This window comes from Streptomyces gilvosporeus (assembly GCF_002082195.1).
GTDB lineage: Bacteria > Actinomycetota > Actinomycetes > Streptomycetales > Streptomycetaceae > Streptomyces > Streptomyces gilvosporeus.
Genome location: NZ_CP020569.1, coordinates 2,794,777 through 2,820,266, shown reverse-complemented (window position 1 = coordinate 2,820,266; position 25,490 = coordinate 2,794,777). Strand labels below are relative to the sequence as shown.

Here is a 25,490-nt window from a genome sequence, read left to right as displayed (position 1 = left end):
CCCTTTGACTGGCACCCTCTGCCCGACGCCGGGGGTGATCTGTGATCTCCCTTTCCCTCGCCGAGATCGCCGGCATCGTCGGCGGAGCGATGCACGACATACCGGATCCCGGCGTCGCGGTCACCGGGCCCGTCGTGATGGATTCCCGCCAGGTACGGCCCGGCGGGCTGTTCGTCGCGTTCGCCGGTGAGCGTGTCGACGGCCACGACTTCGCCGCCCAGGTGATCGAGGCGGGCGCGGTCGCCGTCCTGGCGGCCCGCCCCGTCGGCGTCCCCGCGATCGTCGTCCCCGACCAGGTCGCCGCCCTCGGGGCGCTCGCCCGCGCCGTCGTCGCGCGGCTGGGCACCAAGGTCGTCGCCCTGACCGGCTCGGCCGGCAAGACGAGCACCAAGGACCTCATCGCCCAGCTGCTGCAACGGCACGGGCCGACAGTTTGGCCGGAAGGCAACCTCAACAACGAGATCGGGCTGCCGCTGACCGCGCTGCGCGCCGAGGCGACGACCCGCCATCTCGTCCTGGAAATGGGCGCCCGCGGCGTCGGCCACATCCGCTATCTGACCGAGCTGACCCCGCCGGAGATCGGTGTGGTGCTCAACGTCGGCACCGCCCACATCGGCGAGTTCGGCGGCCGGGAGCGGATCGCCGAGGCCAAGGGCGAACTGGTCGAGGCGCTGCCCGCGCACGGCATCGCGGTGCTCAACGCCGACGATCCGTACGTCAGCGCCATGGCCGCGCGGACCAAGGCCCGTACGGTCTTCTTCGGCGAGGCCGAAAATGCCGACGTGCGTGCCGAGAATGTCCGGCTCACGGAGCTCGGGCAGCCCGCCTTCACGCTTCACACACCCTCCGGGTGCAGCGATGTGACCATGCGGCTGTACGGTGAGCACCACGTGTCGAACGCGCTCGCCGCGGCCGCCGTCGCCCATGAGTTGGGCATGCCCGTAGACGAGATCGCCACCGCGCTCTCCGAAGCCGGCACGCTCTCCCGCTGGCGGATGGAGGTCACCGAGCGCGCGGATGGCGTGACGGTCGTCAACGACGCCTACAACGCGAACCCCGAGTCCATGCGTGCGGCGCTGCGAGCGCTGGTCGCGATGGGCGCCGCCGCCAAGGCGAAGGGCGGTCGTACGTGGGCGGTGCTCGGTGAGATGGCCGAGCTCGGCGAGGACTCGCTCGCCGAACACGACGCGGTCGGACGCCTGGTCGTCCGGCTCAACGTCAGCAAGCTCGTGGCGGTCGGCGGCAGGGAAGCGGCCTGGCTCGACATGGGCGCCAAGAACGAGGGTTCGTGGGGTGAGGAGTCGGTGCACGTGTCCGACGCGCGGGCGGCGGTCGACCTGTTGCGCAGCGAGCTGCGGCCGGGAGACGTCGTGCTGGTGAAGGCGTCCCGGTCGGTGGGGCTGGAGCGGGTCGCCGCAGCATTGCTGGACGACGAGGGCGTTGTGGCCTGCGAGGGTGGAGCCGCGACCCGATGAACTCGATGAAGCAGATCCTCTTCTCCGGAATGATCGGGCTCTTCCTGACCCTGATCGGCACTCCGCTGCTGATCAAGCTGCTGGCCAAGAAGGGGTACGGGCAGTTCATCCGCGATGACGGCCCGCGCACCCACGGCAGCAAGAAGGGAACGCCCACCATGGGCGGTATCTCCTTCATCCTGGCCACGATCATCGCCTATGTCGTGACGAAGGTGATCACCTCCAGCGATCCGACCTTCTCCGGCGTTCTGGTCCTCTTCCTGTTCGCGGGCATGGGCCTGGTCGGCTTCCTCGACGACTACATCAAGATCGTCAAGCAGCGTTCGCTGGGCCTGCGGGCCAAGGCGAAGATGGCCGGCCAGCTGATCGTCGGTATCGCCTTCGCGGTGCTCTCGCTGCAATTCGCCGACCTGCGCGGACAGACCCCGGCCTCGGACCGGCTGTCCTTCACCCAGGACTTCGGCTGGCAGATCGGCCCGGTGATCTTCGTGATCTGGGCGCTGTTCATGATCCTGGCGATGTCCAACGGCGTGAACCTCACCGACGGCCTCGACGGCCTGGCCACCGGCGCCTCGGTGATGGTCTTCGGCGCGTACACGTTCATCGGCATCTGGCAGCACCAGGAGTCCTGCGCCAACGTCATCACCGCGGGACCGGGCTGTTACGAGGTCCGTGATCCACTCGACCTCGCGGTCGTCGCCTCCGCCCTGATGGGCGCCTGCTTCGGCTTCCTGTGGTGGAACACCTCGCCCGCCAAGATCTTCATGGGCGACACCGGCTCGCTGGCCCTGGGCGGCGCGCTGGCGGGACTGGCGATCTGCTCCCGTACGGAGCTGCTGCTGGCCATCCTGGGCGGCCTCTTCGTCCTGATCACCATGTCCGTGGTCATCCAGGTCGGCTCCTTCCGCCTGACCGGCAAGCGGGTCTTCCGTATGGCGCCACTTCAGCATCACTTCGAGCTAAAGGGGTGGTCGGAAGTCCTTGTGGTGGTCAGGTTCTGGATCATTCAGGGCATGTGCGTGATCGTCGGACTCGGCATCTTCTACGGCGGCTGGCAGGCGGCGAAGTGACCATGCAGGGCCCGCAGGACTTCGCCGGCAGGCACATCACCGTCGCCGGCCTGGGCGTGAGCGGCATCAGCGCCGCCCGCGCCCTGGCCGGCCTCGGCGCCCAGGTCACGGTCGTGGACGGCGGCAGCGGCGACAAGCAGCAGGCCGCCGCCCGCGAGCTGGAGGCGGAGGCGATCGGCGTCCGCCTCGGCGACGGCGAGACCCTGCCCAAGGGCACCGACCTCGTCGTCACCTCGCCCGGCTGGAAGCCGGACAGCCCGCTGTTCACGGCGGCCGCCGAGGCCGGGGTGGACGTGGTCGGCGACGTCGAGATCGCCTGGCTGCTGCGCCCGCCCGGCGCGGCACCCTGGCTCGGGGTCACCGGCACCAACGGCAAGACCACGACCGTACGGATGCTGGCGGCCATCCTGGAGGCCGAGGGCCTGCACACCGCCGCCGTCGGCAACATCGGCACCCCGATCATCGACGTGGTGCTCGGCCAGGAACAGGAGGGCGCCGAGCCCTACGACGTCCTGGCCGTCGAACTCTCCAGCTACCAGCTGCACTGGGCGCCCTCCGTCCGCGCCCACTCCGCGGCCGTCCTCAACCTCGCCCCGGACCACCTCGACTGGCACGGCTCCATGGCGGCCTACGCGGCCGACAAGGGCCGCATCTACGAGGGCAACACCATCGCCTGCGTCTACAACGTCGCCGACCCCGCCACCGAGGAACTGGTCCGGGCGGCCGAGGTCGAGGAGGGCTGCCGGGCCATCGGCTTCACGCTGGGCACCCCCGGTCCCTCGGAGCTGGGCGTGGTGGAGGGCATCCTCGTCGACCGCGCCTTCGTCGCCAACCCGCAGGCGGCCCAGGAGCTGGCGGAGGTCTCCGACCTCGCCTCGCCCGCCCCGCACAACATCGCCAACGCGCTCGCCGCGGCGGCGCTGGCACGGGCCTTCGGGGTGCGCCCGGCCTCCGTACGCGACGGGCTGCGCGCCTTCCGGCCGGAGCCGCACCGTATCGAGCACATCGCCGACGTCGGCGGGCTGACCTACATCGACGACTCCAAGGCCACCAACACCCACGCCGCCGAGGCGTCGTTGGCGGCGTACGAGCACATCGTCTGGATCGCCGGCGGGCTGGCCAAGGGCGCGACCTTCGACGAGCTGGTGCAGAAGTCGGCGAAGCGGCTGCGCGGGGCGGTGCTGATCGGCGCCGACCGGGCGCTGATTCGCGAGGCGCTGGCGCGACACGCCCCCGATGTCCCGGTCGTCGACCTCGACCGGACCGACACTGGGGCGATGTCCGAGGCCGTACGGCAAGCGACCCGGCTCGGCAGGCCCGGCGACACCGTTCTGCTGGCCCCGGCCTGCGCCTCGATGGACATGTTCGTCAATTACAACAAGCGGGGCGACGCCTTCGCCGCTGCGGTCCGTGAGCTGACCGCCGAGGAAAACTAGCCGCTCCCCGCCGCCGTCGGCGCACCGCGGCGCGCGCACCTGTGGAGGGGACGAGGATGACGGCCCGATCGGCCAAGGCTCCGCCTGCGCGTCCGGCCCGCCGTACCTCCATGGTGCGCGCGCCGCGCCCCGGCGGCGGCCCCAGGCGCCTGTACACCCGGCTGCGGCGGGCCTGGGACCGGCCGCTGACCGCCTACTACCTCATCCTCGGCGGCAGCCTGCTGATCCTCGTCCTGGGTCTGGTGATGGTCTACTCGGCCTCCCAGATCAAGGCCCTCCAGTCCGGCCTCGCCCCGTCGTACTTCTTCCGCAAACAGCTGCTCGCGGCGGCCATCGGCGGAGTGCTGCTGCTGGCCGCCGCCAGGCTGCGGGTGCGGCTGCACCGGGCGATGGCGTATCCGCTGCTCGCGGGGTCGGCGTTCCTGATGTGCCTGGTGCAGATTCCGGGCATAGGGGTCTCGGTCAACGGCAACCGGAACTGGCTCAACCTCGGTGGGCCTTTCCAGATGCAACCGAGCGAGTTCGGCAAACTCGCCCTGGTGCTGTGGGGCGCCGACCTGCTGGCCCGCAAGCAGGAGAAGAAGCTGCTCACGCAGTGGAAGCAGCTGCTGGTGCCGCTGGCCCCGGTCGCCTTTCTGCTGCTCGGGTTGATCATGCTCGGCGGCGACATGGGCACCGCGATCATTCTCACGGCGATCCTCTTCGGACTGCTGTGGCTGGCCGGCGCCCCCACCCGACTGTTCACCGGCGTCCTCGGCGGCGCCGTGGCCATCGGCGCGCTCCTGATCCTCACCAGCGCCAACCGGATGTCCCGTCTGGCCTGCATCGGCGCCACCGATCCGGGCCCCGGCGATCAGTGCTGGCAGGCGGTCCATGGCATCTACGCCCTCGCCTCCGGCGGATTCTTCGGTTCCGGCCTCGGCGCAAGTATGGAAAAATGGGGTGAACTCCCTGAACCGCACACCGACTTCATCTTCGCCATCACCGGGGAGGAACTGGGTCTGGCGGGGACGCTGTCGGTGCTCGCCCTCTTCGCGGCTCTAGGCTATGCGGGTATCCGCGTGGCCGGACGCACGGAGGACCCCTTCGTCAGGTACGCAGCGGGAGGCGTGACCACCTGGATCATGGCGCAGGCCGTGATCAACATCGGTGCGGTGCTCGGTCTGTTGCCGATCGCCGGAGTCCCGCTCCCCCTGTTCTCCTACGGGGGCTCCGCCCTGCTGCCGACGATGTTCGCGGTCGGGCTGCTGATCGCCTTCGCGCGTGACGAGCCCGCGGCGCGCGCGGCACTGGCCGCGCTGGCCGAGCGGAAGCCGGGTTTCGGCAGAAGACCGGCTGGGGTGAGATGGAAGACGATGAGACGGCGCGTTATGGGACGGCCGTCCGGAGAGCGGTGAATTTCGGTGCATGTCGTACTCGCCGGTGGGGGGACCGCCGGCCACATCGAGCCCGCGCTCGCCCTCGCGGACGCCCTGCGCAGGCAGGACCCGACCGTGGGGATCACGGCCCTAGGCACGGAGCGCGGTCTGGAGACCCGTCTGGTGCCCGAGCGCGGCTATGAGCTGGGACTGATCCCGGCCGTACCGCTGCCGCGCAAACCCACCCCCGAGCTGATCACCGTCCCCGGGCGGCTGCGCGGCACGATCAAGGCCGCCGAGCAGATCCTGGAGCGCACGAAGGCGGACTGCGTCGTCGGCTTCGGCGGCTATGTGGCGCTGCCCGGCTATCTGGCCGCCAAGCGGCTCGGAGTGCCGATCGTCGTCCATGAGGCCAACGCCCGCCCCGGCCTGGCCAACAAGATCGGCTCGCGGTACGCCAAGTTCGTCGCCGTCAGCACCCCCGACAGCAAGCTGCGCGGCGCCCGCTACGTCGGCATCCCGCTGCGCCGCACCATCGCCACCCTGGACCGCGCCGCGGTCCGCCCCGAGGCGAGGGCCGCCTTCGGGCTCGACCCGAACCTCCCCACCCTCCTGGTCTCCGGCGGCTCCCAGGGCGCCCGCCGGCTCAACGAGGTCATCCAGGCCGCCGTCCCCGCGCTCCAGCGCGCCGGCATCCAGGTCCTGCACGCGGTCGGCCCGAAGAACGAACTGCCGCAGGTGGACAACATGCCCGGGATGCCGCCGTACGTCCCGGTACCGTACGTGGACCGGATGGATCTGGCGTACGCCGCGGCCGACATGATGCTCTGCCGCGCGGGCGCCATGACGGTCGCCGAGCTGTCCGCCGTCGGGCTCCCCGCCGCCTTCGTCCCGCTGCCCATCGGCAACGGCGAACAGCGGCTGAACGCCCAGCCGCTGGTCAACGCCGGCGGGGGCCTGCTGGTCGACGACGCCCAGCTGACCCCGGAGTGGGTGCAGTCCCATGTGCTCCCGGTGCTCTCCGATGCGCACCGGCTGTACGAGATGTCCCGCGCGGCCTCCGAGTTCGGCCGCCGCGATGCCGACGAGCTGCTGGTCGGCATGGTGTACGAGGCGATCGCCCAGCAGCGCAGTTAGCGACGAGCAAAGGCAGGGGAGCGTGGCCGGATCCAGAACCGCCCAGCGCGGCGACAAGAAACGGCCCACCGGCCCGCCCCCCGCCTCCGCGCCCCGTACGTGGCGATTCGCCCGGCTGGGCACCCCGTTCGACACCCCAGGCCGCCGGCTGGCCCTGGCGCTGGTCCTCGTCCTGGCACTCGGTGGCTTCGCCACCTGGGCCCTGTATGGGTCGGACTGGCTGCGGCTGCGCCACGTCAAGGCCACCGGTACCACGGTTTTGACGCCGGATGAGGTACTGGCCGCGGCCCGCGCTCCGATAAACGCACCGCTGGCCTCGGTGGACACCGACGAACTCGCCCGCCGGATCCGGGACCGGCTGCCGAGGGTCAAAAGCGTTGCGGTGGTGCGGTCCTGGCCGCACACCATCGGTCTGAAAGTGACGGAAAGAACGCCTCAACTGGCGTTGCGATCGGGCGGAAACTACCGCGAAGTGGACCGCGACGGCGTCTCCTTCGCCACCGTACGGACCCTTCCCAGGGGCGTTCCCCTTCTGGAAATGGCCGTTTCCGATTCCCCGAGTCTGTCCCGTTTCGGAACCGATCGCTTGCGTCATGCCGCCGCGGACGCCGTCGCAGCACTCCCCGGCGCGGTGCGCAAGGATGTCCGCACGGTCCGCGTGGCCTCGTACGACTCCCTCACCCTGGAGTTGACGAGGTCTCGCACGGTCGTGTGGGGCAGTCGCGAACAGGGCGCGGAGAAGGCCAGGGTGCTCACCGCGCTGCTGAAAGCCGCGGGTGAGGCGCGCCACTTCGATGTCTCGGTGCCCAGCGCCCCTGCTGTATCGGGGAGTTGACGTCCGTAGCCGCAGGCCAGCACCCTGGATGGCTACGACTATGGGTGATCACATAGGGTGAAAAGAAAAACGGGAGGTTCGGCGTGTTCGTTGAACGCGCGCACCTTGTCGACTTAGTGTCTCGTTCCAAAGGGACTATGGAACCAAGGAACACGGGCATAGGTAACCCTAAACTTGAGGTTTAGGGTTCGGGTCGGCAGTACGGACCGTCCCATCGGCATCAGTCGGCGTCCACACGACATGTGAGGCGGCGACACGTAACTCGAGGCGAGAGGCCTTCGACGTGGCAGCACCGCAGAACTACCTCGCAGTCATCAAGGTCGTCGGCATCGGCGGCGGTGGCGTGAACGCCATCAACCGGATGATCGAGGTCGGGCTCAAGGGCGTCGAGTTCATCGCGATCAATACCGATGCGCAGGCGCTGCTGATGAGCGACGCCGACGTCAAGCTCGACGTCGGCCGCGAAATGACGCGCGGACTCGGCGCCGGCGCCAACCCGGACGTGGGGCGCAAGGCGGCCGAGGACCACCGCGAGGAGATCGAGGAGGTCCTCAAGGGGGCCGACATGGTCTTCGTGACCGCGGGTGAGGGCGGCGGCACCGGCACCGGCGGGGCCCCCGTCGTCGCCAACATCGCCCGCTCGCTGGGCGCCCTGACGATCGGTGTGGTCACCCGGCCGTTCACCTTCGAGGGCCGCCGTCGCGCCAACCAGGCCGAGGACGGCATCGCCCAGCTGCGCGAAGAGGTCGACACCCTCATCGTGATCCCCAACGACCGGCTGCTGTCCATCTCGGACCGCCAGGTGAGCGTGCTCGACGCGTTCAAGTCCGCGGACCAGGTGCTGCTGTCGGGTGTCCAGGGCATCACCGACCTGATCACCACCCCGGGTCTGATCAACCTCGACTTCGCCGACGTCAAGTCCGTGATGTCGGAGGCCGGCTCGGCCCTGATGGGCATCGGCTCGGCGCGCGGCGACGACCGCGCGGTGGCCGCCGCGGAGATGGCGATCTCCTCGCCGCTCCTGGAGGCGTCCATCGACGGCGCCCGCGGCGTCCTGCTCTCCATCTCCGGCGGCTCCGACCTCGGTCTCTTCGAGATCAACGAGGCCGCGCAGCTGGTCAGCGAGGCGGCGCACCCGGAGGCCAACATCATCTTCGGCGCGGTCATCGACGACGCCCTGGGCGACGAGGTCCGGGTGACGGTCATCGCCGCGGGTTTTGACGGGGGCCAGCCGCCGGCCCGCCGCGATGCCCAGTCCGCGCTGAGCTCCACCAAGCGCGAGGAGCCGGCCCCGGCCCCGAGCCGTCCGGCCACCCCGCCGGAGCCGCGGACCTCTTCCTTCGGCGGCCTGGGCTCGGTGCCCGTACGGGACGAGGAGCCGGCCCCGGCCGAACCGTCGTCCTCGCTGGGCGAGGTCTCCGCGTCCCCGGGCAGCGGAGCACAGGTTCCCCCGGCCCGCCCGTCGTACACCGACAGCCAGGCCGAGGAGCTCGACGTCCCCGACTTCCTGAAGTGACCGCAGTACCGAAGTGATAGGGCACCAGCACCACGTAAGCGGCGCGCACTTCGCCTTCACCGACAGGTGGGGCGGGGTGAGCGCCGCTCCGTATGATCAGCTCAATCTGGGCGGCGCGGTCGGTGACGACCCCTCGGCGGTGCGCACCAACCGCGCCCGCGCCGCCGCGGAACTCGGCCTCGACCCGGCCGCGGTGGTCTGGATGAACCAGGTGCACGGCCGCGATGTCGCGGTGGTCGAGGGACCCTGGCGCACCGGCGACATCCCGTGTGTGGACGCGGTGGTGACCGCGCGCCGGGGCCTGGCACTCGCCGTACTGACCGCCGACTGCACCCCGGTGCTGCTCGCCGACCCGGTCGCCGGGATCGCCGGGGCCGCGCACGCGGGCCGGCCGGGCCTGGTCGCCGGGGTCGTACCGGCCACCGTCGAGGCGATGGAGAAGCTGGGCGCCGAGCCCGCGCGGATCATCGCGTACACCGGGCCCGCGGTCTGCGGCCGTTGCTACGAGGTGCCCGAGGCGATGCGCGCCGAGGTCGCGGCCGTGGTGCCGCAGGCCTGGTCGACGACCAGTTGGGGCACCCCGGCGGTGGACGTCGGCGCGGGGGTACGGGCCCAGCTCGCCGCCGCGGGGGTGCCGACCGCCGACGTATCCCCGGTGTGCACACTGGAATCCGCGGACCATTTCTCTTATCGGCGCGACCGCACGACGGGGCGGCTCGCGAGTTATGTCTGGCTTGGGGGCACTTCCCGGCCGCAGGCTGGGGGAGGCTGAGCCATGACGGACGTACGCAGAGCCCAACTGTCCGACAACCTCGCGCGGGTGGAGGACCGTATCGCCGCCGCCTGCGCCGCGGCGGGCCGGGCGCGCGACGAGGTGACCCTGATCGTGGTCACCAAGACCTACCCCGCCAGTGATGTGCGGCTGCTCGCGGAGCTGGGGGTGCGGCATGTCGCGGAAAACCGCGATCAGGATGCGGCACCGAAGGCGGCCGAATGTGCCGATTTGCCTCTTACTTGGCACTTCGTCGGTCAATTGCAGACGAATAAAGTCCGGTCCGTTGCCCGTTATGCCGGGATGGTCCAGTCGGTCGACCGGCTCCGTCTGGTGACCGCCCTCTCCAAGGAGGCGGTACGCGCCGAACGGGAGCTGGGCTGCCTGATCCAGGTGGCACTTGACGCCGAGTCAGGTCGCCAGGGCGACCGCGGCGGGACCGCACCGGACGCGGTGCCGGCACTGGCCGAGGCGATCGCCGGGGCCCAAGGTCTGCGGCTGGACGGTGTGATGACCGTCGCGCCGTTGAGCGGACCGTATGCCGGGCGGCAACTCGCCGCATTCGAACGACTCATGGAAATCTCAACCGACCTGCGCGCCACCCATCCTGCTGCCAACATGGTGTCAGCAGGCATGAGCGCGGATCTCGAGGACGCCATCAGGGCCGGAGCGACACATGTACGCGTCGGCACTGCGGTACTCGGAGTCCGACCACGGCTCGGGTAACGTCGCGAAGCAAGTCGGACCACAGCACAAAATATGGTCATTCCCGTCAAAAGGCGGCGGGTGGGCCAAAATGTGGATCCAAGGCGACCGGTGACGGGGCCGATCCACCACAGAGCGGAGGACGCAGAGAATGGCCGGCGCGATGCGCAAGATGGCGGTCTACCTCGGCCTCGTGGAGGACGATGGGTACGACGGCCGGGGCTTCGACCCCGACGACGAGTTCGAGCCCGAGCTTGATCCGGAGCCGGAACGGGGGCGGCGTCAGCAGCACCAAGTACCGGCCGAGACACGCCCGGAACGGGAGGAACCCGTCCGGGCCGTGACACCTCCGGCGCAGCGTGAGCCTGCTCCGGTCGCCGCGGAAACCGGACGACCCGCCCGAATCGCCCCCGTGGCATCCATCACACCCGACCGCCCGAATCTGGAGAAGAACGCACCGGTGATCATGCCCAAGGTTGTGTCGGAGCGGGAGCCGTACCGCATCACGACGCTTCACCCCCGGACCTACAACGAAGCCCGTACCATCGGGGAACACTTCCGTGAGGGCACTCCGGTGATCATGAATCTCACGGAGATGGATGACACCGACGCGAAGCGACTTGTCGACTTTGCGGCCGGTCTAGTCTTCGGTCTGCATGGCAGCATTGAGCGGGTGACGCAGAAGGTGTTCCTGTTGTCGCCTGCTAACGTCGATGTCACGGCGGAGGACAAGGCCCGAATCGCAGAGGGCGGGTTCTTCAACCAGAGCTGAGACGCAACACCGGGCACACCAGGGCCTAACCGGCCAAACGGGACCAAAGGGGAGAGGGACGCGCGAGATGAGTGTCTTCGGGCAGGTGATCTACATCGCGCTGTACTGCTTCCTGATCGTGTTGATCTTCCGTCTGGTGATGGACTACGTGTTCCAGTTCGCCCGTTCATGGCAACCCGGCAAGGCGATGGTGGTCATTCTGGAGGCCACCTACACTGTCACCGATCCGCCACTCAAGCTTCTGCGGCGGGTCATTCCGCCGCTGCGTCTCGGGGGCGTGGCGCTCGACCTGTCCTTCTTCGTGCTGATGATCATCGTCTACATCCTGATCACCGTCGTGAGGTCGGTGTTGTTGTGAACGATACGGTCTTGCCGATTGCCGACGACTACGTTGAGGTGAAGTAGAGATGCCGTTGACCCCCGAGGACGTGCGGAACAAGCAGTTCACGACCGTCCGCCTCCGAGAAGGCTATGACGAGGACGAGGTCGATGCCTTCCTCGATGAGGTCGAAGCAGAACTGACCAGGCTGCTCCGGGAGAACGAGGACCTGCGCGCCAAGCTGGCCGCTGCCACGCGCGCCGCCGCGCAGAACCAGCAGCAGCAGGGCCTGCGCAAGGGACCCGACCAGCAGCAGGAGCAGCAGCAGCGAGGCGGGGCCCCTGTGCCCGCCGCCATATCCGGTCCGCAGCCGGTCCCGCCGCAGCAGCAGGGGATGGGTGGCCCGCCCCAACTGCCCGGTGGTGCACCGCAGCTGCCTCCAGGTCCCGGTGGCCACGGTCCCGGTCCGCAGGGCCCGCACGGCCCCGGTCCGATGGGCCCCAACGGTCCGATGGGCGGCCCGCTCGGCGGCCCCGGCGGACCGCAGCAGCTTCAGCAGGGCGGCCAGCAGGGCGGCCCCGGCGGTGACAGTGCCGCCCGTGTGCTGTCGCTGGCGCAGCAGACCGCCGACCAGGCGATCGCGGAGGCCCGTTCCGAGGCCAACAAGATCGTCGGCGAGGCGCGCAGCCGCGCGGAGGGTCTGGAGCGGGACGCCCGCGCCAAGGCCGATGCGCTGGAGCGGGATGCGCAGGAGAAGCACCGCGTCGCGATGGGCTCGCTGGAGTCGGCCCGCGCCACGCTGGAGCGCAAGGTCGAGGACCTGCGCGGCTTCGAGCGCGAGTACCGCACGCGGCTGAAGTCCTACCTGGAGAGCCAGCTGCGTCAGCTGGAGAACCAGTCGGACGACTCGCTGGCCCCGCCGCGAACCCCGGCGCCGTCGGCCGCCCCGTCGCTGCCGCCGTCCCCGTCGATGGCGTCGGCCGGTGCCGGCACCATGGGCGGAAACCACACCATGGGGGGCAACCACACCATGGGTGGCGGTCAGCCGATGGGCAACGGCTCCGGCGGCGGCCCGTCCTACGGCGGTCAGCAGCAGATGTCCCCGGCGATGACGCAGCCGATGGCACCGGTGCGTCCGCAGGGCCCGTCGCCGATGGGCCAGGCGCCGTCCCCGATGCGCGGTTTCCTGATCGACGAGGACGACAACTGACCTTCGCCTGACAACGCGGAGTCGGCAATCAAGGGCCGGGCCCCGAGGGATTCCCTCGGGGCCCGGCCCTTTTCCGCGGCACCGGGGAGGCCGGAGGGGCTTGAGCCCCTGGAGGCGGAAGGCGGCGAAGCCCCCTGGGCAGTGCATGGCGAAGCCCCCGGCATCAGCGAGATGCCGGGGGCTTCGTGCCGCCGAGGCGGCCGGGGTGCTTACGCCTTGTGCAGGTGGAACGTCAGGCCCAGGCTCTCGTCCGTGAAGGCGGGGCCGAAGGAGCCGTCGGGCTCGCCCTGGGCGTAGTCCGTGGCGAGGACCTCGTCGGAGATCAGGCCGGCGTGGTCGGTCAGCGCCGTCCGCACGTCCTCGTCGCTGGCGGTCCAGCGCAGGGCGATCCGGTCGGCGACGTCCAGACCGCTGTTCTTACGGGCCTCCTGGATGAGCCGGATCGCGTCGCGGGCCAGGCCCGCACGGCGCAGCTCCGGGGTGATCTCCAGGTCCAGGGCGACCGTGGCGCCCGCGTCGGAGGCCACCGACCAGCCCTCGCGCGGGGTTTCGGTGATGATCACCTCGTCGGGGGCGAGGGAGACGGTCTCGCCGTCGACCTCGACCGACGCCGTACCGTCGCGCAGCGCCAGCGACAGCGCCGCGGCGTCCGCCGCGGCGACCGCCTTGGCGACCGCCTGGACACCCTTGCCGAACCGCTTGCCCAGGGCCCGGAAGTTGGCCTTGGCGGTGGTGTCGACGAGGGATCCGCCGACCTCCGAGAGAGAGGCGAGGGAGGAGACGTTCAGCTCCTCGGCGATCTGGGCGCGCAGATCGTCGGAGAGGTCGGCGAAACCGGCCGCACCGACCAGCGCACGCGACAGCGGCTGACGGGTCTTGACACCGGACTCGGCGCGCGTGGCCCGGCCCAGCTCGACCAGCCGGCGCACCAGCAGCATCTGCGCGGACAGCGCCGGGTCGATGGCCGAGGCGTCGGCGACCGGCCACGACGAGAGGTGCACCGAGTCCGGGGCGTCCGGGGTGACCGGGACGACCAGGTCCTGCCAGACCCGCTCGGTGATGAACGGGGTGAGCGGGGCCATCAGGCGGGTGACGGTCTCGATGACCTCGTGCAGCGTGCGCAGCGCGGCCGGCTCGCCCTGCCAGAAGCGGCGGCGCGAGCGGCGCACGTACCAGTTGGACAGGTCGTCGACGAAGGACGACAGGAGCTTGCCGGCGCGCTGGGTGTCGAAGGACTCCAGAGCCTCGGTGACCCCCTCGACCAGGCTGTTCAGCTCGCCCAGCAGCCAGCGGTCCAGCAGCGGACGCTCGGCCGGGGCCGGGTCGGCCGCGGACGGCGCCCACTGGGACGTGCGGGCGTACAGCGCCTGGAAGGCGACGGTGTTCCAGTACGTGAGAAGGGTCTTGCGGACCACTTCCTGGATGGTGCCGTGGCCCACCCGGCGGGCCGACCACGGGGAGCCGCCGGCCGCCATGAACCAGCGGACCGCGTCCGCGCCGTGCTGGTCCATCAGCGGGATCGGCTGGAGGGTGTTGCCCAGGTGCTTGGACATCTTGCGGCCGTCCTCGGCCAGGATGTGGCCCAGGCAGACGACGTTTTCGTACGACGACTTGTCGAAGACGAGGGTGCCGACGGCCATCAGGGTGTAGAACCAGCCGCGGGTCTGGTCGATGGCCTCCGAGATGAACTGCGCCGGATAGCGCTTCTCGAACAGCTCCTTGTTGCGGTACGGGTAGCCCCACTGCGCGAACGGCATCGAGCCCGAGTCGTACCAGGCGTCGATGACCTCCGGGACGCGGGTGGCCGTGAGCGAGCAGCCCTCGGCGGTGCAGCCGAAGGTGATCTCGTCGATGAACGGGCGGTGCGGGTCCAGGCCCGACTGGTCGGTGCCCGTCAGCTCGGTCAGCTCGGCGAGCGAGCCGACGCAGGTCAGATGGCCTTCCTCGCAGCGCCAGATGGGCAGCGGGGTGCCCCAGTAGCGGTTGCGGGACAGCGCCCAGTCGATGTTGTTGTTCAGCCAGTCGCCGAACCGGCCGTGCTTGACCGACTCCGGGTACCAGTTGGTGTTCTCGTTCTCGCGGAGCAGGGCGTCCTTGACCGCGGTGGTGCGGATGTACCAGGACGGCTGGGCGTAGTAGAGCAGCGCGGTGTGGCAGCGCCAGCAGTGCGGGTAGCTGTGCTCGTAGGCGACGTGCCGGAAGAGGAGGCCGCGGGCGTCGAGGTCGGCGACGAGGGTCTCGTCGGCCTTCTTGAAGAAGGCGCCGCCGACCAGCTCCAGCTCCTCCTCGAAGGTGCCGTCCGGGCGGACCGGGTTGACCACCGGCAGGCCGTAGCCCTTGCAGGTCTTCAGGTCGTCCTCACCGAAGGCCGGGGCCTGGTGGACCAGGCCCGTACCGTCGTCGGTGGTGACGTACTCGGCGTTGACGACGAAGTTGGCGCCTTCGAGGGCCACCAGGGAGAAGGGGCGCTCGTAGGCCCAGCGCTCCATGTCGCGGCCGGTGAAGGACTGCCCGGTGGCCGTCCAGCCCTCGCCCAGCGCCTTCTCCAGCAGCGGTTCGGCGACGACCAGCTTTTCGCTGCCGTCCGTCGCGACCACGTAGGTGACGTCGGGGTGCGCGGCGACGGCGGTGTTGGAGACCAGGGTCCAGGGGGTGGTCGTCCAGATGAGGAGGGACGCCTCGCCGGCCAGCGGGCCGGAGGTCAGCGGGAGACGGACGAAGACCGACGGGTCGACGACGGTCTCGTAGCCCTGCGCCAGCTCGTGGTCCGACAGGCCGGTGCCGCAGCGCGGGCACCAGGGGGCGACGCGGTGGTCCTGGACCAGGAGGCCCTTGGTGAAGATCTCCTTCAGCGACCACCAGACCGACTCGATGTAGTCGGAGTCCATGGTGCGGTACGGGTCGTCCAGATCCGTCCAGTAGCCCATCCGGGTCGTGAGCTCGGCGAAGGCGTCGGTGTGCCGGGTCACCGACTCGCGGCATTTGGCGTTGAACTCGGCGATGCCGTACGCCTCGATGTCCTTCTTGCCGCTGAAGCCCAGCTCCTTCTCCACGGCCAGCTCGACCGGGAGGCCGTGGCAGTCCCAGCCGGCCTTGCGGTCGACGTGGTAGCCCTGCATCGTGCGGAACCGGGGGAAGACGTCCTTGAAGACGCGGGCCTCGATGTGGTGGGCGCCGGGCATGCCGTTCGCGGTCGGCGGGCCCTCGAAGAAGACCCACTCGGGCCGTCCCTCGGACTGCTCGAGGGTACGGGAGAAGACCTTCTGCTCCTGCCAGAAATCGAGCACGGCGTGCTCGAGGGCGGGGAGGTCTACCTGGGCGGGTACCTGGCGGTACTGGGGCTGCTGACTCATCGGGGGCTTCCTCCGGCGGACACCACGTGCGTTCTCCGTCCGGAGGGACGAGAGCCTGGGCTCCCGCGGTACCACCCTCCTTGGCGGCGTCGCTGACACCGCCCCCTCATTGGGGTCGCGCTGCCGGTTCTACTCGCCCCGGGCGGACCGTACGGCCTGACCGTGGGCTTTCTTCCGGCGACTCCGGGGTGATCTTCACGCCGCGCACGCCCCCGGGCTCGCACCGTCCCCGGGTCGCTACTGGCTGCGTACGACGCTACTCGTCCCATCAATGTCTGTCGCTCGGCCCAGTGTACGGGGCCGGGCCGACAGCGGCCGACCGGATTTCCGGGCGACCCGAATGGCCAGATCCCGGTGGGTGGGTGTGCAGGGCGGGCAGCGGGGCACAACGGAGGCAGACCGGGCCCGCGGACGAGGGCGGCCGGGTCCTGCCGGGCGGTGCGTCCCGTTGCCGCGTGCCGTGTGGCGATTTATCGTTCCCGTCACGATTCGCGTACAAGCTCACATACGCGCACAAGATGTGAAGGGGTCGCGGCCATGGTGGCGAAAAAGACCGCCGCGCAGACGAGCTCGACGCCTGCCGATGAGGCCGTCGCGAAGCAGCCCGCACCGACGAAAACGGTTTCCCGCAAGACGGCTCCCCGGAAGACAGCCGCCAAGGTGACGGCCACCGGGACGGCTGCCACCAGCACGGCGGCTCCGAAGAAGGCGGCCGCGAAGAAGACCGCTGTGAAGAAGACCGCGGTGAAGAAGACCGCCGCGAAGAAGACCGCCGCGAAGAACGCGACGGCGAAAACGACGGCGAAGACGGCAGCGAAAACGACGGCTAAGAAGGCGAAGCCGGCGGCCGAGGACGCCAAGGACGCCACGCCGCGCAAGACCGTGGCGAAGAAGGCGGCGGCGAAGAAGTCCGCCGCGGTGCCCGCGAAGAAGACGGGAGCGCAGACGGTGGAGGCGAAGAAGACGGCGGCGCCCGAGGCGCATGCCATGGATGGCGCGGTCCCCCCGGCCCGCGCGGCCGCGACGCCCGGTGAGCTCGCCGTACGGCCCGGCGAGGACCCCTGGACCCCGGAGGAGGTCGCCGAGGCCCGGTCCGTTCTGCGGGAGGAGGTGGGGCGGCTGAACGGGGAGATCACCGCGTCGGAGGACGCCATCGCCGGACTGATGCGGGACTCCGGTGACGGCGCCGGCGACGACGAGGCCGACACCGGCAGCAAGAACATCACCCGCGAGCACGAACTGGCGCTGGCCTCCAACGCCCGCGAGATGCTCCACCAGACCGAGCGCGCCCTCGGCAGGCTGGATGCGGGCACCTACGGCCTGTGCGAGAACTGCGGCCGGCCCATCGGCAAGGCCCGGATGCAGGCGTTCCCGCGGGCGACGCTGTGTGTCGAGTGCAAGCAGAAACAGGAGCGGCGGGTGTGAGCCCGGTCCCGGCGGGGCCGGCCCTCGGGGTACGGGCGCGGTCGCGGCCGGGCACGCCCCGTGACGCCCGCGACCGCACGGGTGTGCCGTACGCTCGTGATCGGTCAGGCGTGGCCTGACGGCCGATTCGAACGGGCTGAGGACGCACACGTGGCAGAGGCGGAACGCATCACCAGTACGCCGGAATCCGGGCCGGGTTCCGAAGGGGGGCAGCCGGTGGAGCAGGAAGACAGGGCCGGGGAGACGGCCGAGGGGCAGACCGTCCGGGGCGGGCGGCGGATCCGCGCGCTGCTGCTGGTCGCCGCCGTGGTCTATGCGCTGGACCTGAGCAGCAAGCTGCTGGCCGTCGCCAAGCTGGAGCACCATGCGCCGATCGAGGTGATCGGCACGCTGCTCCAGTTCAATGTGATCCGCAACCGCGGCGCCGCGTTCAGCATGGGCGAGGCGCTGACGATCTTCCTCACGATCATCGCGGCGACGGTGATCGTGGTGATCGCCCGGATCGCGCGCAAGCTCTACAGCCTGCCCTGGGCCATCGCGCTCGGCCTGCTGCTCGGCGGCGCCTTCGGCAACCTCACCGACCGGATCTTCCGTTCCCCGGGCATCTTCGAGGGCGCGGTGGTCGACTTCATCGCCCCGGCGCACTTCGCCGTCTTCAACCTGGCCGACTCCGCGATCGTCTGCGGCGGCATCCTGATCGTGTTCCTGTCCTTCCGGGGTCTGGACCCGGACGGCACGGTGCACAAGGACTGAAGGCACCAGCCTCCGCCGAACCGCACCACCAGCGGCTCCTGCCCCGGCCGGCCCCGATGCGGCATGCCGTGGCTGCCATACTCCTAAGGTGAGCACGATTCCCGAGATCCGCACCCTGCCCGTACCGGACGGCCTGGAGGGCGAGCGCGTCGACGCCGCACTCGCCCGCATGTTCGGTTTCTCCCGGACGAAGGCGGCCGAGCTCGCCACCGCCGGAAAGGTCCGGGTCGACGGCTCCGAGGTGATGAAGTCCGAGCGGGTCTCCGGCGGCGCCTGGCTGGAAGTGGAGATGCCGCAGGCCGCACCGCCCGTGGAGATCGTCGCCGAGCCCGTCGAGGGCATGGAGATCGTGCATGACGACGACGACATCGTGGTGATCGTCAAGCCGGTCGGCGTCGCCGCGCACCCCAGCCCCGGCTGGAGCGGGACGACCGTCATCGGCGGCCTGGCCGCGGCCGGCTTCCGCATCTCCACCTCCGGCGCCGCCGAGCGCCAGGGCATCGTCCACCGCCTGGACGTCGGCACCTCCGGCCTGATGGTCGTCGCCAAGTCCGAGCGGGCGTACACGTCCCTGAAGCGGCAGTTCAAGGAGCGCGTCCCCGACAAGCGCTACCACTCCCTGGTCCAGGGCCACCCGGACCCGATGAGCGGCACCATCGACGCCCCCATCGGGCGCCACCCGCAGCACGACTACAAGTGGGCGGTCACCGCCGAGGGCAAGCCCTCGGTCACGCACTACGACCTGATCGAGGCGTTCCGGGCGGCCAGCCTGCTCGACATCAAGCTGGAGACCGGGCGCACCCACCAGATCCGGGTGCACATGGCCGCCCACCGCCACCCCTGCGTCGGCGACCTGACCTACGGCGCGGACCCCACCCTCGCCAAGCGCCTGGGCATCGGCAGGCAGTGGCTGCACGCCGTCCGGCTGGGCTTCGAGCACCCCTCGGACGGGCAGTGGGTCGAGTTCGCGAGCGCCTACCCCGACGATCTCCAGCACGCCCTCGACACCGTGCGCGACGAGAGCAGCTGACACCGGGGCGGATCGTTCCGTCATGGCACGCTTGGGACGGAAAGCGACCGAATCCGATCATCCCGGAGCGTTACCACCGTGGACCAGCTGGCTCTGCTGTTCTTCCTGCTGCTCGGAGCCGTGGTCATGGTGCCCGTCGGCGACCGGCTGGGACTGCCGCCCCCGGTGCTGATGACGCTCGCCGGCGCGGTGCTGGCGCTGCTGCCGTTCGTGCCGAACGTCGACATCCCGCCCGAGTTCATCCTGCCGCTGGTGCTGCCGCCGCTGCTCTACGCCGCCGCGCAGCGCACCTCCTGGCGGCAGTTCACCGCCAACATCCGGCCGATCTTCCTGCTCGCCGTCCTGCTGGTCTTCGCGACCACCGCGGCGGTGGCGGCGGTCGCCCAGGCGGTGGTGCCGGGCATGCCGGTCGCCGCCGCGGTGGTGCTCGGCGCGCTGGTCGCCCCGCCCGATCCGGTGGCCGCCACCGCGGTGGCCGGGAAGCTGGGGCTGCCCCGCCGGATGGTCTCCATCCTGGAGGGCGAGGGGCTGTTCAACGACGTCACCGCGATCGTGCTCTACCACGTGGCGCTGGCCGCTGCGGTCGGCGGCACGTTCTCGCTGCCCGGCGCGGCCGGTTCGCTGGTGCTCTCCGCGGTCGTCGCCATAGTGGTGGGGCTGGCCCTGGGCTGGGTCACCAACAAGCTGATGGGCCTGCTGGGCGATCCCACGCTCCAGATCGGGCTGACGCTGCTGGTGCCGTTCGTGGCGTATGTGATGGCCGAGAACTTCCACGGATCCGGGGTGCTGGCCGTCCTGACCACCGCGCTCTTCCTGGCCGAATACGCCGTCGACGCCGACGACGTGCTGGGCCGGCTGGCCGGCTACACCTTCTGGGAGATCGTCGACACCCTCGTCACCGGCGTCGCCTTCGGGCTGATCGGACTGGAACTGCACACCATCTTCGGGGCCGCCGCCGGGCGCTGGGGCGCGATGCTGGGCGCCGGGGCCGCGGTGGTCGGCGTCGCCGTCGCCGTACGACTGCTGTGGCTGCTGCCCGCCGCCTGGCTCGCCAAGCGGATGCACAAGCGCCGCGACTACGACGAGGACATCCCGATGAGCTGGCGGGAGACGCTGATCCTGTGGTGGTCGGGGATGCGCGGGGTGGCGTCCGTCGCCCTGGCGCTGGCCATTCCCTTCACCACCGACGCCGGCGCGCCGTTCCCCGCCCGCGACGAGATCCTCTTCATCGCCTTCGCCGTGGTGCTCACCACCCTGCTGGTCCAGGGGCTGACCCTGCCCCGGCTGGTGCGCGTCCTGGGGGTACGGGCCGCCGAGGATGCGCCCGACGCGCAGGAGCGGGAGCTGGCGATCCGGGTGATCAAGGCGTCCAAACGGCGGCTGAAGGAGATCATGGAGGTCGAGGAGCTGCCCGAGGAGGTCCGCGACCAGCTGGCCCGTAGGGCGTACGACATCGGCGCCCGGATCGCCCCGGAGATCGTCGACGACGAACGGCGCGAGCTCTTCGAGAAGCGCCTCGGCCGGGTGAAGAAGGTGCAGCGCATCCAGGGCGAGATGCTCTCGGCCGCCCGGCACGAGGTGCTCGCGGCCCGCAGCGAGCCGGGCGCCGACCCGGAGGTCGTCGACCGGGTGCTGCGCCATCTGGACATGCGCAGCCTGCGCGGCACGCCCTGACGCGGCGCCCGGCGAACGGCTCAGCCCGCCGGGCCCGCGTCCTTGTCACCCCTGGTCAGGGTGTGGTCGCCCAGCGGCGCGGGCGCCGTGGCGATCCGGGGCAGCGCATAGGCGTGCTCGGTGCGCAGCCACTCGATCATCCGCTCCCGCACCTGGCAGCGCACCGCCCAGATGCTGTCCGCATCGCGGGCGGTCGCCAGCGCCCGGACCACCATCGTCGACGGCGTGGTGTCGGTGACCACCAGGCTCCAGGACCGGCCGTCCCAGTCCTCGCACTCCTGGAGGATCTCCAGCAGCCGCTGGCGCATCTTCTCCACCGGTGCGCTGTGGTCGAGGTGGAAGAGCACCGTGCCGGTCATCTGCGCACCGCCGCGCGACCAGTTCTCGAACGGTTTGCCGGTGAAGTACGAGACCGGCATGGTGATCCGCCGCTCGTCCCAGGTCCGTACGGTCAGAAAGGTCAGGGTGATCTCCTCGACCGTGCCCCACTGGCCGTCCACGACGACGGTGTCGCCGATGCGCACCATGTCGCCGAAGGCGATCTGGAGGCCGGCGAAGAGATTGCCCAGCGTGGACTGGGCGGCGATACCGGCGACGATGCCCAGCAGCCCGGCCGAGGCCAGCATGGAGGCGCCGAACGCGCGCATCTCCGGGAAGGTCAGCAGCATCGCGGCCGCGGCGACGATCACGACCGTGGCCGTCACCACCCGCTGGATCAGCGTCACCTGGGTGCGGACCCGCCGCACCCGCGCCTGGTCCCGTGCCCCGGCCGCGTAGCGGGTGTACGCGGACTCGACGATGGCGGCCGCGGCCTTGATGAGCAGCCAGGCGGTGGCCGCGATCAGCACCAGGGTCAGCGCCTGGGCGATCCCCATGCCGTGCTCCGCGACGACCGCGAGCCCGGTCTGGTCGTAGGCACCGCGCAACAGGGCCGCGCCCAGCACGACTTGGGCCGGTATCCGGCAGCGGCGCAGCAGGCCCCACAGGGGCGTCTCGGGGTGCGCGGCATCGATCCGGCGCAGGGTGCGGTCGGCGAGATGGACCAGGATGAGCGTGACCACGATCGCACCGCCGATGACGGCAATCGGGCGCAGCACGTCCTCCGGGGACACGGGCTTCCTCCTCGTTGTGGGGCCGCGGGTAACGGACCTTTCGACGGTAGCTGGCACCATGGGACAGAGCGATACAACCCAGGGAAGTGATACTCGTGCCCGAGCCCAGCGAGCCCGCGACCGGCGGTTCTCCGACGATTGTCCTGTTTTCTTCGGTGTGCGGGGTGCGCCCCGCGGTGCATGCCGCGGCGGACCGGCTGCGGGCCGCAGGACACGAGGTGATCGTCCCCGACCTGTTCGACGGCAGGACCGCGGACTCGGTGGCCGACGGCATGGCCCTCAAGGAGGAGTTCGACAAGGACGACCTGCTCAAGCGGGCCGTGACGGCCGTGGCCCCGTACTCCGACCGCGGTCTGGTCTACGCCGGCTTCTCCTTCGGCGCCGCCATCGCCCAGAATCTGGCGCTGGCCGACGACAAGACCCGCGGGCTGCTCCTGCTGCACGGCACCTCCGACATCGCCGAGGGCGCCGCCGCCGACGATCTGCCCGTCCAGCTGCATGTCGCCGACCCCGACCCGTACGAACCGCACGACTGGCTGACCGCCTGGTACCTCCAGATGCGCCGGGCCGGCGCGGATGTGGAGATCTTCCGCTACGCCGGCGCCGGCCACCTCTACACCGATCCCGGCCTGCCCGATTACGACGAGGAGGCGGCGGAGAGCACCTGGCGGGTGGTGCTGGGGTTCCTGGAGGGGCTGTAGGGCCTGTCCGACGCCCTCAGGCCACCGGCCCGTCCGCCTTCTCCATGTGCTGGGTGCCGCTGCGCGTCAGGTAGGAGCGCAGCAGCGCGCTGGTGGCGTTCGGGTCGGTCTTGTCGGAGACGCCGAAGTAATCCATCTGCGTGCGCTCGGCGGTGACGTCGAGGACGCCGTAGCCGTGCGAGTCCATGTCCAGCCACTTCACATGGCGGTTGGCGGCGCGGATCGCCGCGACCCCGGCCAGCGAGACGGTGTGCGGGGCGACGTGCAGGATGTCGTCGACGTTGTCGGAGGAGACGGAGGTGACCACGAACTCCGTCGCCACCGGCCTGCGGTGCGGATAGGTCGCCGCCTCCACCGGCACGTCGTTGGCCCAGGCCATGTGGATGTCGCCGCTCAGGAACACCGTGTTGTCGATACCGCGGTCGCTGAGGTGGGTCAGCAGCTTGCGGCGGTCGTCGGTGTAGCCGTCCCACTGGTCGGTGTTGACGGCCAGGCCCTCCTTGGGGATGCCGAGGATGTCGGCCAGCGGGCCCAGCAGATGGGCGGGTATCGCCCCGAACGCCAGCTGCGAGATCATCACCGAGGTGCCGACCAGCCGCCAGGCGGTGTCCGAGCGGGCAAGTCCCGTCTTGAGCCAGTCCAGTTGGGCCCGGCCGGTCATCGTACGGCTGGGGTCGTCCACCGCGCCGCTGCCCGGTTTGGCCTGCTGGTCGCGGAAGGACCGCAGGTCCAGCAGATGCAGATCGGCCAGGGTGCCGAAGCGCAGCCGGCGGTAGGTGGTCCCGGCGATGGAGGGGCGCACCGGCATCCACTCGAAGTACGCCTGCTTCGCCGCGGCCATCCGCCGCGCCCACGGGCCCTCGGTGGCCGGGGTGTGGTTGACCGCGCCGCCCTTCCAGGCGTTGTCGGCGAACTCGTGGTCGTCCCAGATCGCGATGACCGGGTGCGCGGCGTGCATCGCCAGCGCGTCCGGGTCGGTCTTGTGGACGCCGTGCCGGATGCGGTAGTCGGCGAGGGTGAGCAGCTCGTGGGCGGGGGAGTGGGGGCGTACGACGTACTTGAAGTCGGGGTATTCGCCGGACTTGTACTCGTAGATGTAGTCGCCGAGGTGCAGCACCGCGTCCAGGTCGCGGCGGGCGGCCAGATGCCGGTACGGCGAGAAGTAGCCGGACTCCCAGTTGGCACAGGAGACCACGCCGAAGCGGACGCTGCCGGGTGACGTACCGGCGGCGGGCGCGGTGCGGGTGCGGCCGACGGGGGAGTGCTGCCCGTCGGCGGTGAAGCGGTAGTAGTACGTGGTGGCCGGGCGCAGGCCCCGGACGTCGGCCTTGACGGTGTGGTCGGCGGCGCTGGTGGCGGTGACGCTGCCGTGTGCCACGACGGTGGCGAAGCCCTCGTCCTTCGCCACCTGCCAGGCCACCTTCACGGCCGGTCCGCGGCCCGAGCCCGGGGTGGCCTCGTCGGTCGGGGTCACCCGGGTCCACAGCAGGATGCCGTCGGGCAGCGGGTCGCCGGAGGCGACGCCGTGCCGGAAGGGGCGGGGGCCGGGGCCGCCCTGGGCGTGTGCGGTGGCGGCGCCGGCCAGCGGGAGGAGCGCGGCGGTGGCGGCTACGGCCGTGACGGCGGAGCGGCGTGAAATGTGGTCATGATCGGTCACGGCCGATCACCTTACTGGCCGGTAGGTAGGCTTGGGAGGGTGCTGCCCGGCTTGCCCGGGAATTCGCCCGCCCGTTCCTCAAAGCCCCCTCTGCCGTGATCAGTTCTTGCCCGTGGGGTCCTTCTCGCCCTTGGCGATGCCCCGTCCGCCGTCCTTGCCGGTCCCCTTCCCCGGGGCCTTGGCCGGGCCGAACTCCTTGTCGATCATCTTCTTGAAGTTGTCGAGCGACTGCTGGTTGTACTGCGCCTGCGTCATCTGCTGGGTCGGGACGATCTTGTCCATCACCAGCTTCTTGTCGCCGTGCATGAAGGTCGGGGTGCCGCGCACGCCCTTACGGCCGAACAGCTTGGTCATCTCCATCGCCCAGCGGTCGTAGGTCCCCTTGGTGACCGCCGTCTCGAACGCCTTGTTGCCCTTGAGCTCCGGCACCTCGGCCGCCACCTTGAGCAGCGCCGAGTCCTTGGCGTAGGTGTCCTCGCGCTCGTCGGGGTGGTTCTTGACGGAGTACAGCGCCGTCTTGAACTTCAGGAACGCGTCCGGGCTGACGTTGAGCGCCGCACCCAGGGCGCTCAGCGCGTTCTTCGAGCCCTCGCCGCCCGACAGCCCGTCGATGAACGAGTACATCGTGTAGCGGACCTTGAACCGGCCCTCCTTGATGTCCTTGATCAGCTCCTGGCCGGTGCTCTGCTCGAAGCCCGCGCACGCCGGGCAGCGGACGTCCTCGAAGACCTCCAGCGTCTGGGTGGCCTTCGGGTCGCCTATGAGGATCTCGGTGCCGTTCTTGCCCTGGGTGTGGGCCGGTGTGACGAGCTTGGCCTCCGCGGCGGCCTCCCAGCCGGTGGGCTCGGTCAGCTTCATGATGCCGAAGCCGATACCGGCGGCCACCACCAGCACGCCGGCCACCGCCGCGGCCACCACGAGCTGGCGCCGCGTCCTCTCCTGCTTCTTCTGCCGCTCGCGCTCGGCGCGGATGCGTTCGCGGGCCGCGTTCTTGGCGGCCTGGCTGTTGCGAGTGCTCATGGGGGGGTTCCCGTTCCTCGAGGTGGGCGAGCTCGTACGGACCGGTCGGGCAACCGGGCCGGCGGGGCGGTGACCGTTCGAGGGGGGCCGCGGCGCACTACGCAGTGCACAAGGAGGGGGAGCAACGGGCGCATCGCGGCCCGGTGTTCGCCTCGTCCCC

General features: G+C 70.5%; 21 protein-coding genes. 17 read left to right on the top strand and 4 right to left on the bottom strand.

The window, feature by feature from the left end:
* The first annotated feature begins 41 nt into the window (after nt 1-41).
* The 12 genes from B1H19_RS12370 to B1H19_RS12310 all read left to right on the top strand — a co-directional run bounded on the left by B1H19_RS12370 (nt 42) and on the right by B1H19_RS12310 (nt 12,605).
* Nucleotides 42-1,475, top strand: a complete 1,434-nt coding sequence (locus tag B1H19_RS12370; protein ID WP_083104684.1) for a UDP-N-acetylmuramoyl-tripeptide--D-alanyl-D-alanine ligase — start codon at nt 42-44, stop codon at nt 1,473-1,475.
* 5 nt (nt 1,476-1,480) lie between these two features.
* Nucleotides 1,481-2,545, top strand: coding sequence for a phospho-N-acetylmuramoyl-pentapeptide-transferase (gene mraY / locus B1H19_RS12365; RefSeq protein WP_083109571.1), 1,065 nt, complete (start codon nt 1,481-1,483; stop codon nt 2,543-2,545).
* 2 nt (nt 2,546-2,547) lie between these two features.
* Nucleotides 2,548-3,981: a UDP-N-acetylmuramoyl-L-alanine--D-glutamate ligase gene (gene murD / locus B1H19_RS12360; protein WP_083104681.1), complete on the top strand. Its 1,434-nt coding sequence runs from the start codon at nt 2,548-2,550 to the stop codon at nt 3,979-3,981.
* 56 nt (nt 3,982-4,037) lie between these two features.
* Nucleotides 4,038-5,378, top strand: coding sequence for a putative lipid II flippase FtsW (gene ftsW, locus B1H19_RS12355; protein WP_083104678.1), 1,341 nt, complete (start codon nt 4,038-4,040; stop codon nt 5,376-5,378).
* 6 nt (nt 5,379-5,384) lie between these two features.
* Nucleotides 5,385-6,476 carry an undecaprenyldiphospho-muramoylpentapeptide beta-N-acetylglucosaminyltransferase gene (gene murG, locus B1H19_RS12350; RefSeq protein ID WP_083104675.1) on the top strand — a complete coding sequence of 364 codons (1,092 nt, stop codon included), beginning with the start codon at nt 5,385-5,387 and terminating at the stop codon, nt 6,474-6,476.
* 22 nt (nt 6,477-6,498) lie between these two features.
* The gene (locus tag B1H19_RS12345) at nt 6,499-7,311 is read left to right on the top strand and encodes a cell division protein FtsQ/DivIB (protein WP_203237136.1); all 813 of its coding nucleotides are present in this window, start codon (nt 6,499-6,501) and stop codon (nt 7,309-7,311) included.
* 283 nt (nt 7,312-7,594) lie between these two features.
* Nucleotides 7,595-8,827 carry a cell division protein FtsZ gene (ftsZ, locus tag B1H19_RS12335; RefSeq protein ID WP_083104670.1) on the top strand — a complete coding sequence of 411 codons (1,233 nt, stop codon included), beginning with the start codon at nt 7,595-7,597 and terminating at the stop codon, nt 8,825-8,827.
* A 13-nt stretch (nt 8,828-8,840) separates the two neighbouring features.
* Nucleotides 8,841-9,599: a peptidoglycan editing factor PgeF gene (pgeF, locus tag B1H19_RS12330; protein WP_083104668.1), complete on the top strand. Its 759-nt coding sequence runs from the start codon at nt 8,841-8,843 to the stop codon at nt 9,597-9,599.
* 3 nt (nt 9,600-9,602) lie between these two features.
* Nucleotides 9,603-10,325, top strand: a complete 723-nt coding sequence (locus tag B1H19_RS12325) for a YggS family pyridoxal phosphate-dependent enzyme (protein WP_083104666.1) — start codon at nt 9,603-9,605, stop codon at nt 10,323-10,325.
* Nucleotides 10,326-10,455: 130 nt separating this feature from the next.
* A complete protein-coding gene (locus B1H19_RS12320) occupies nt 10,456-11,076 on the top strand; it encodes a cell division protein SepF (protein WP_083104663.1) in 621 nt (206 codons plus the stop codon).
* Between the two features lie 67 nt (nt 11,077-11,143).
* A complete protein-coding gene (locus B1H19_RS12315; RefSeq protein WP_083104660.1) occupies nt 11,144-11,434 on the top strand; it encodes a YggT family protein in 291 nt (96 codons plus the stop codon).
* A 49-nt stretch (nt 11,435-11,483) separates the two neighbouring features.
* Nucleotides 11,484-12,605 (top strand): DivIVA domain-containing protein, encoded by a 1,122-nt coding sequence (locus B1H19_RS12310; protein ID WP_083104658.1) that lies wholly within the window; start codon nt 11,484-11,486, stop codon nt 12,603-12,605.
* Between the two features lie 209 nt (nt 12,606-12,814).
* Here the strand turns inward: B1H19_RS12310 and ileS are convergent, their stop codons facing one another.
* Nucleotides 12,815-15,958 (bottom strand): isoleucine--tRNA ligase, encoded by a 3,144-nt coding sequence (ileS, locus tag B1H19_RS12305; RefSeq protein ID WP_083104656.1) that lies wholly within the window; start codon nt 15,956-15,958, stop codon nt 12,815-12,817.
* Nucleotides 15,959-16,495: 537 nt separating this feature from the next.
* Here ileS and B1H19_RS12295 point away from each other — a divergent pair.
* The 4 genes from B1H19_RS12295 (at nt 16,496) to B1H19_RS12280 (ending at nt 20,840) form a co-directional block, all read left to right on the top strand.
* The gene (locus B1H19_RS12295) at nt 16,496-17,383 is read left to right on the top strand and encodes a TraR/DksA family transcriptional regulator (protein ID WP_083104655.1); all 888 of its coding nucleotides are present in this window, start codon (nt 16,496-16,498) and stop codon (nt 17,381-17,383) included.
* Nucleotides 17,384-17,533: 150 nt separating this feature from the next.
* Nucleotides 17,534-18,136: a signal peptidase II gene (gene lspA, locus B1H19_RS12290; RefSeq protein ID WP_083104654.1), complete on the top strand. Its 603-nt coding sequence runs from the start codon at nt 17,534-17,536 to the stop codon at nt 18,134-18,136.
* A gap of 88 nt (nt 18,137-18,224) precedes the next feature.
* The gene (locus B1H19_RS12285; RefSeq protein ID WP_083104653.1) at nt 18,225-19,166 is read left to right on the top strand and encodes an RluA family pseudouridine synthase; all 942 of its coding nucleotides are present in this window, start codon (nt 18,225-18,227) and stop codon (nt 19,164-19,166) included.
* 78 nt (nt 19,167-19,244) lie between these two features.
* On the top strand, nt 19,245-20,840 hold the full coding sequence (locus B1H19_RS12280; RefSeq protein WP_083104652.1) for a Na+/H+ antiporter: 1,596 nt from the start codon (nt 19,245-19,247) through the stop codon (nt 20,838-20,840).
* Nucleotides 20,841-20,860: 20 nt separating this feature from the next.
* On the opposite strand, the gene B1H19_RS12275 is transcribed toward B1H19_RS12280, so the two are convergent.
* Nucleotides 20,861-21,952: a mechanosensitive ion channel family protein gene (locus B1H19_RS12275; RefSeq protein WP_237289262.1), complete on the bottom strand. Its 1,092-nt coding sequence runs from the start codon at nt 21,950-21,952 to the stop codon at nt 20,861-20,863.
* Nucleotides 21,953-22,047: 95 nt separating this feature from the next.
* On the opposite strand from B1H19_RS12275, the gene B1H19_RS12270 reads away from it, so the two are divergent.
* The gene (locus tag B1H19_RS12270; protein ID WP_083104650.1) at nt 22,048-22,653 is read left to right on the top strand and encodes a dienelactone hydrolase family protein; all 606 of its coding nucleotides are present in this window, start codon (nt 22,048-22,050) and stop codon (nt 22,651-22,653) included.
* A 16-nt stretch (nt 22,654-22,669) separates the two neighbouring features.
* Here B1H19_RS12270 and B1H19_RS12265 read toward each other — a convergent pair whose 3' ends face one another.
* Nucleotides 22,670-24,310: an alkaline phosphatase D family protein gene (locus B1H19_RS12265; RefSeq protein ID WP_083104649.1), complete on the bottom strand. Its 1,641-nt coding sequence runs from the start codon at nt 24,308-24,310 to the stop codon at nt 22,670-22,672.
* 99 nt (nt 24,311-24,409) lie between these two features.
* Nucleotides 24,410-25,330 (bottom strand): thioredoxin domain-containing protein, encoded by a 921-nt coding sequence (locus B1H19_RS12260; protein ID WP_083104648.1) that lies wholly within the window; start codon nt 25,328-25,330, stop codon nt 24,410-24,412.
* Nucleotides 25,331-25,490 lie beyond the last annotated feature (160 nt).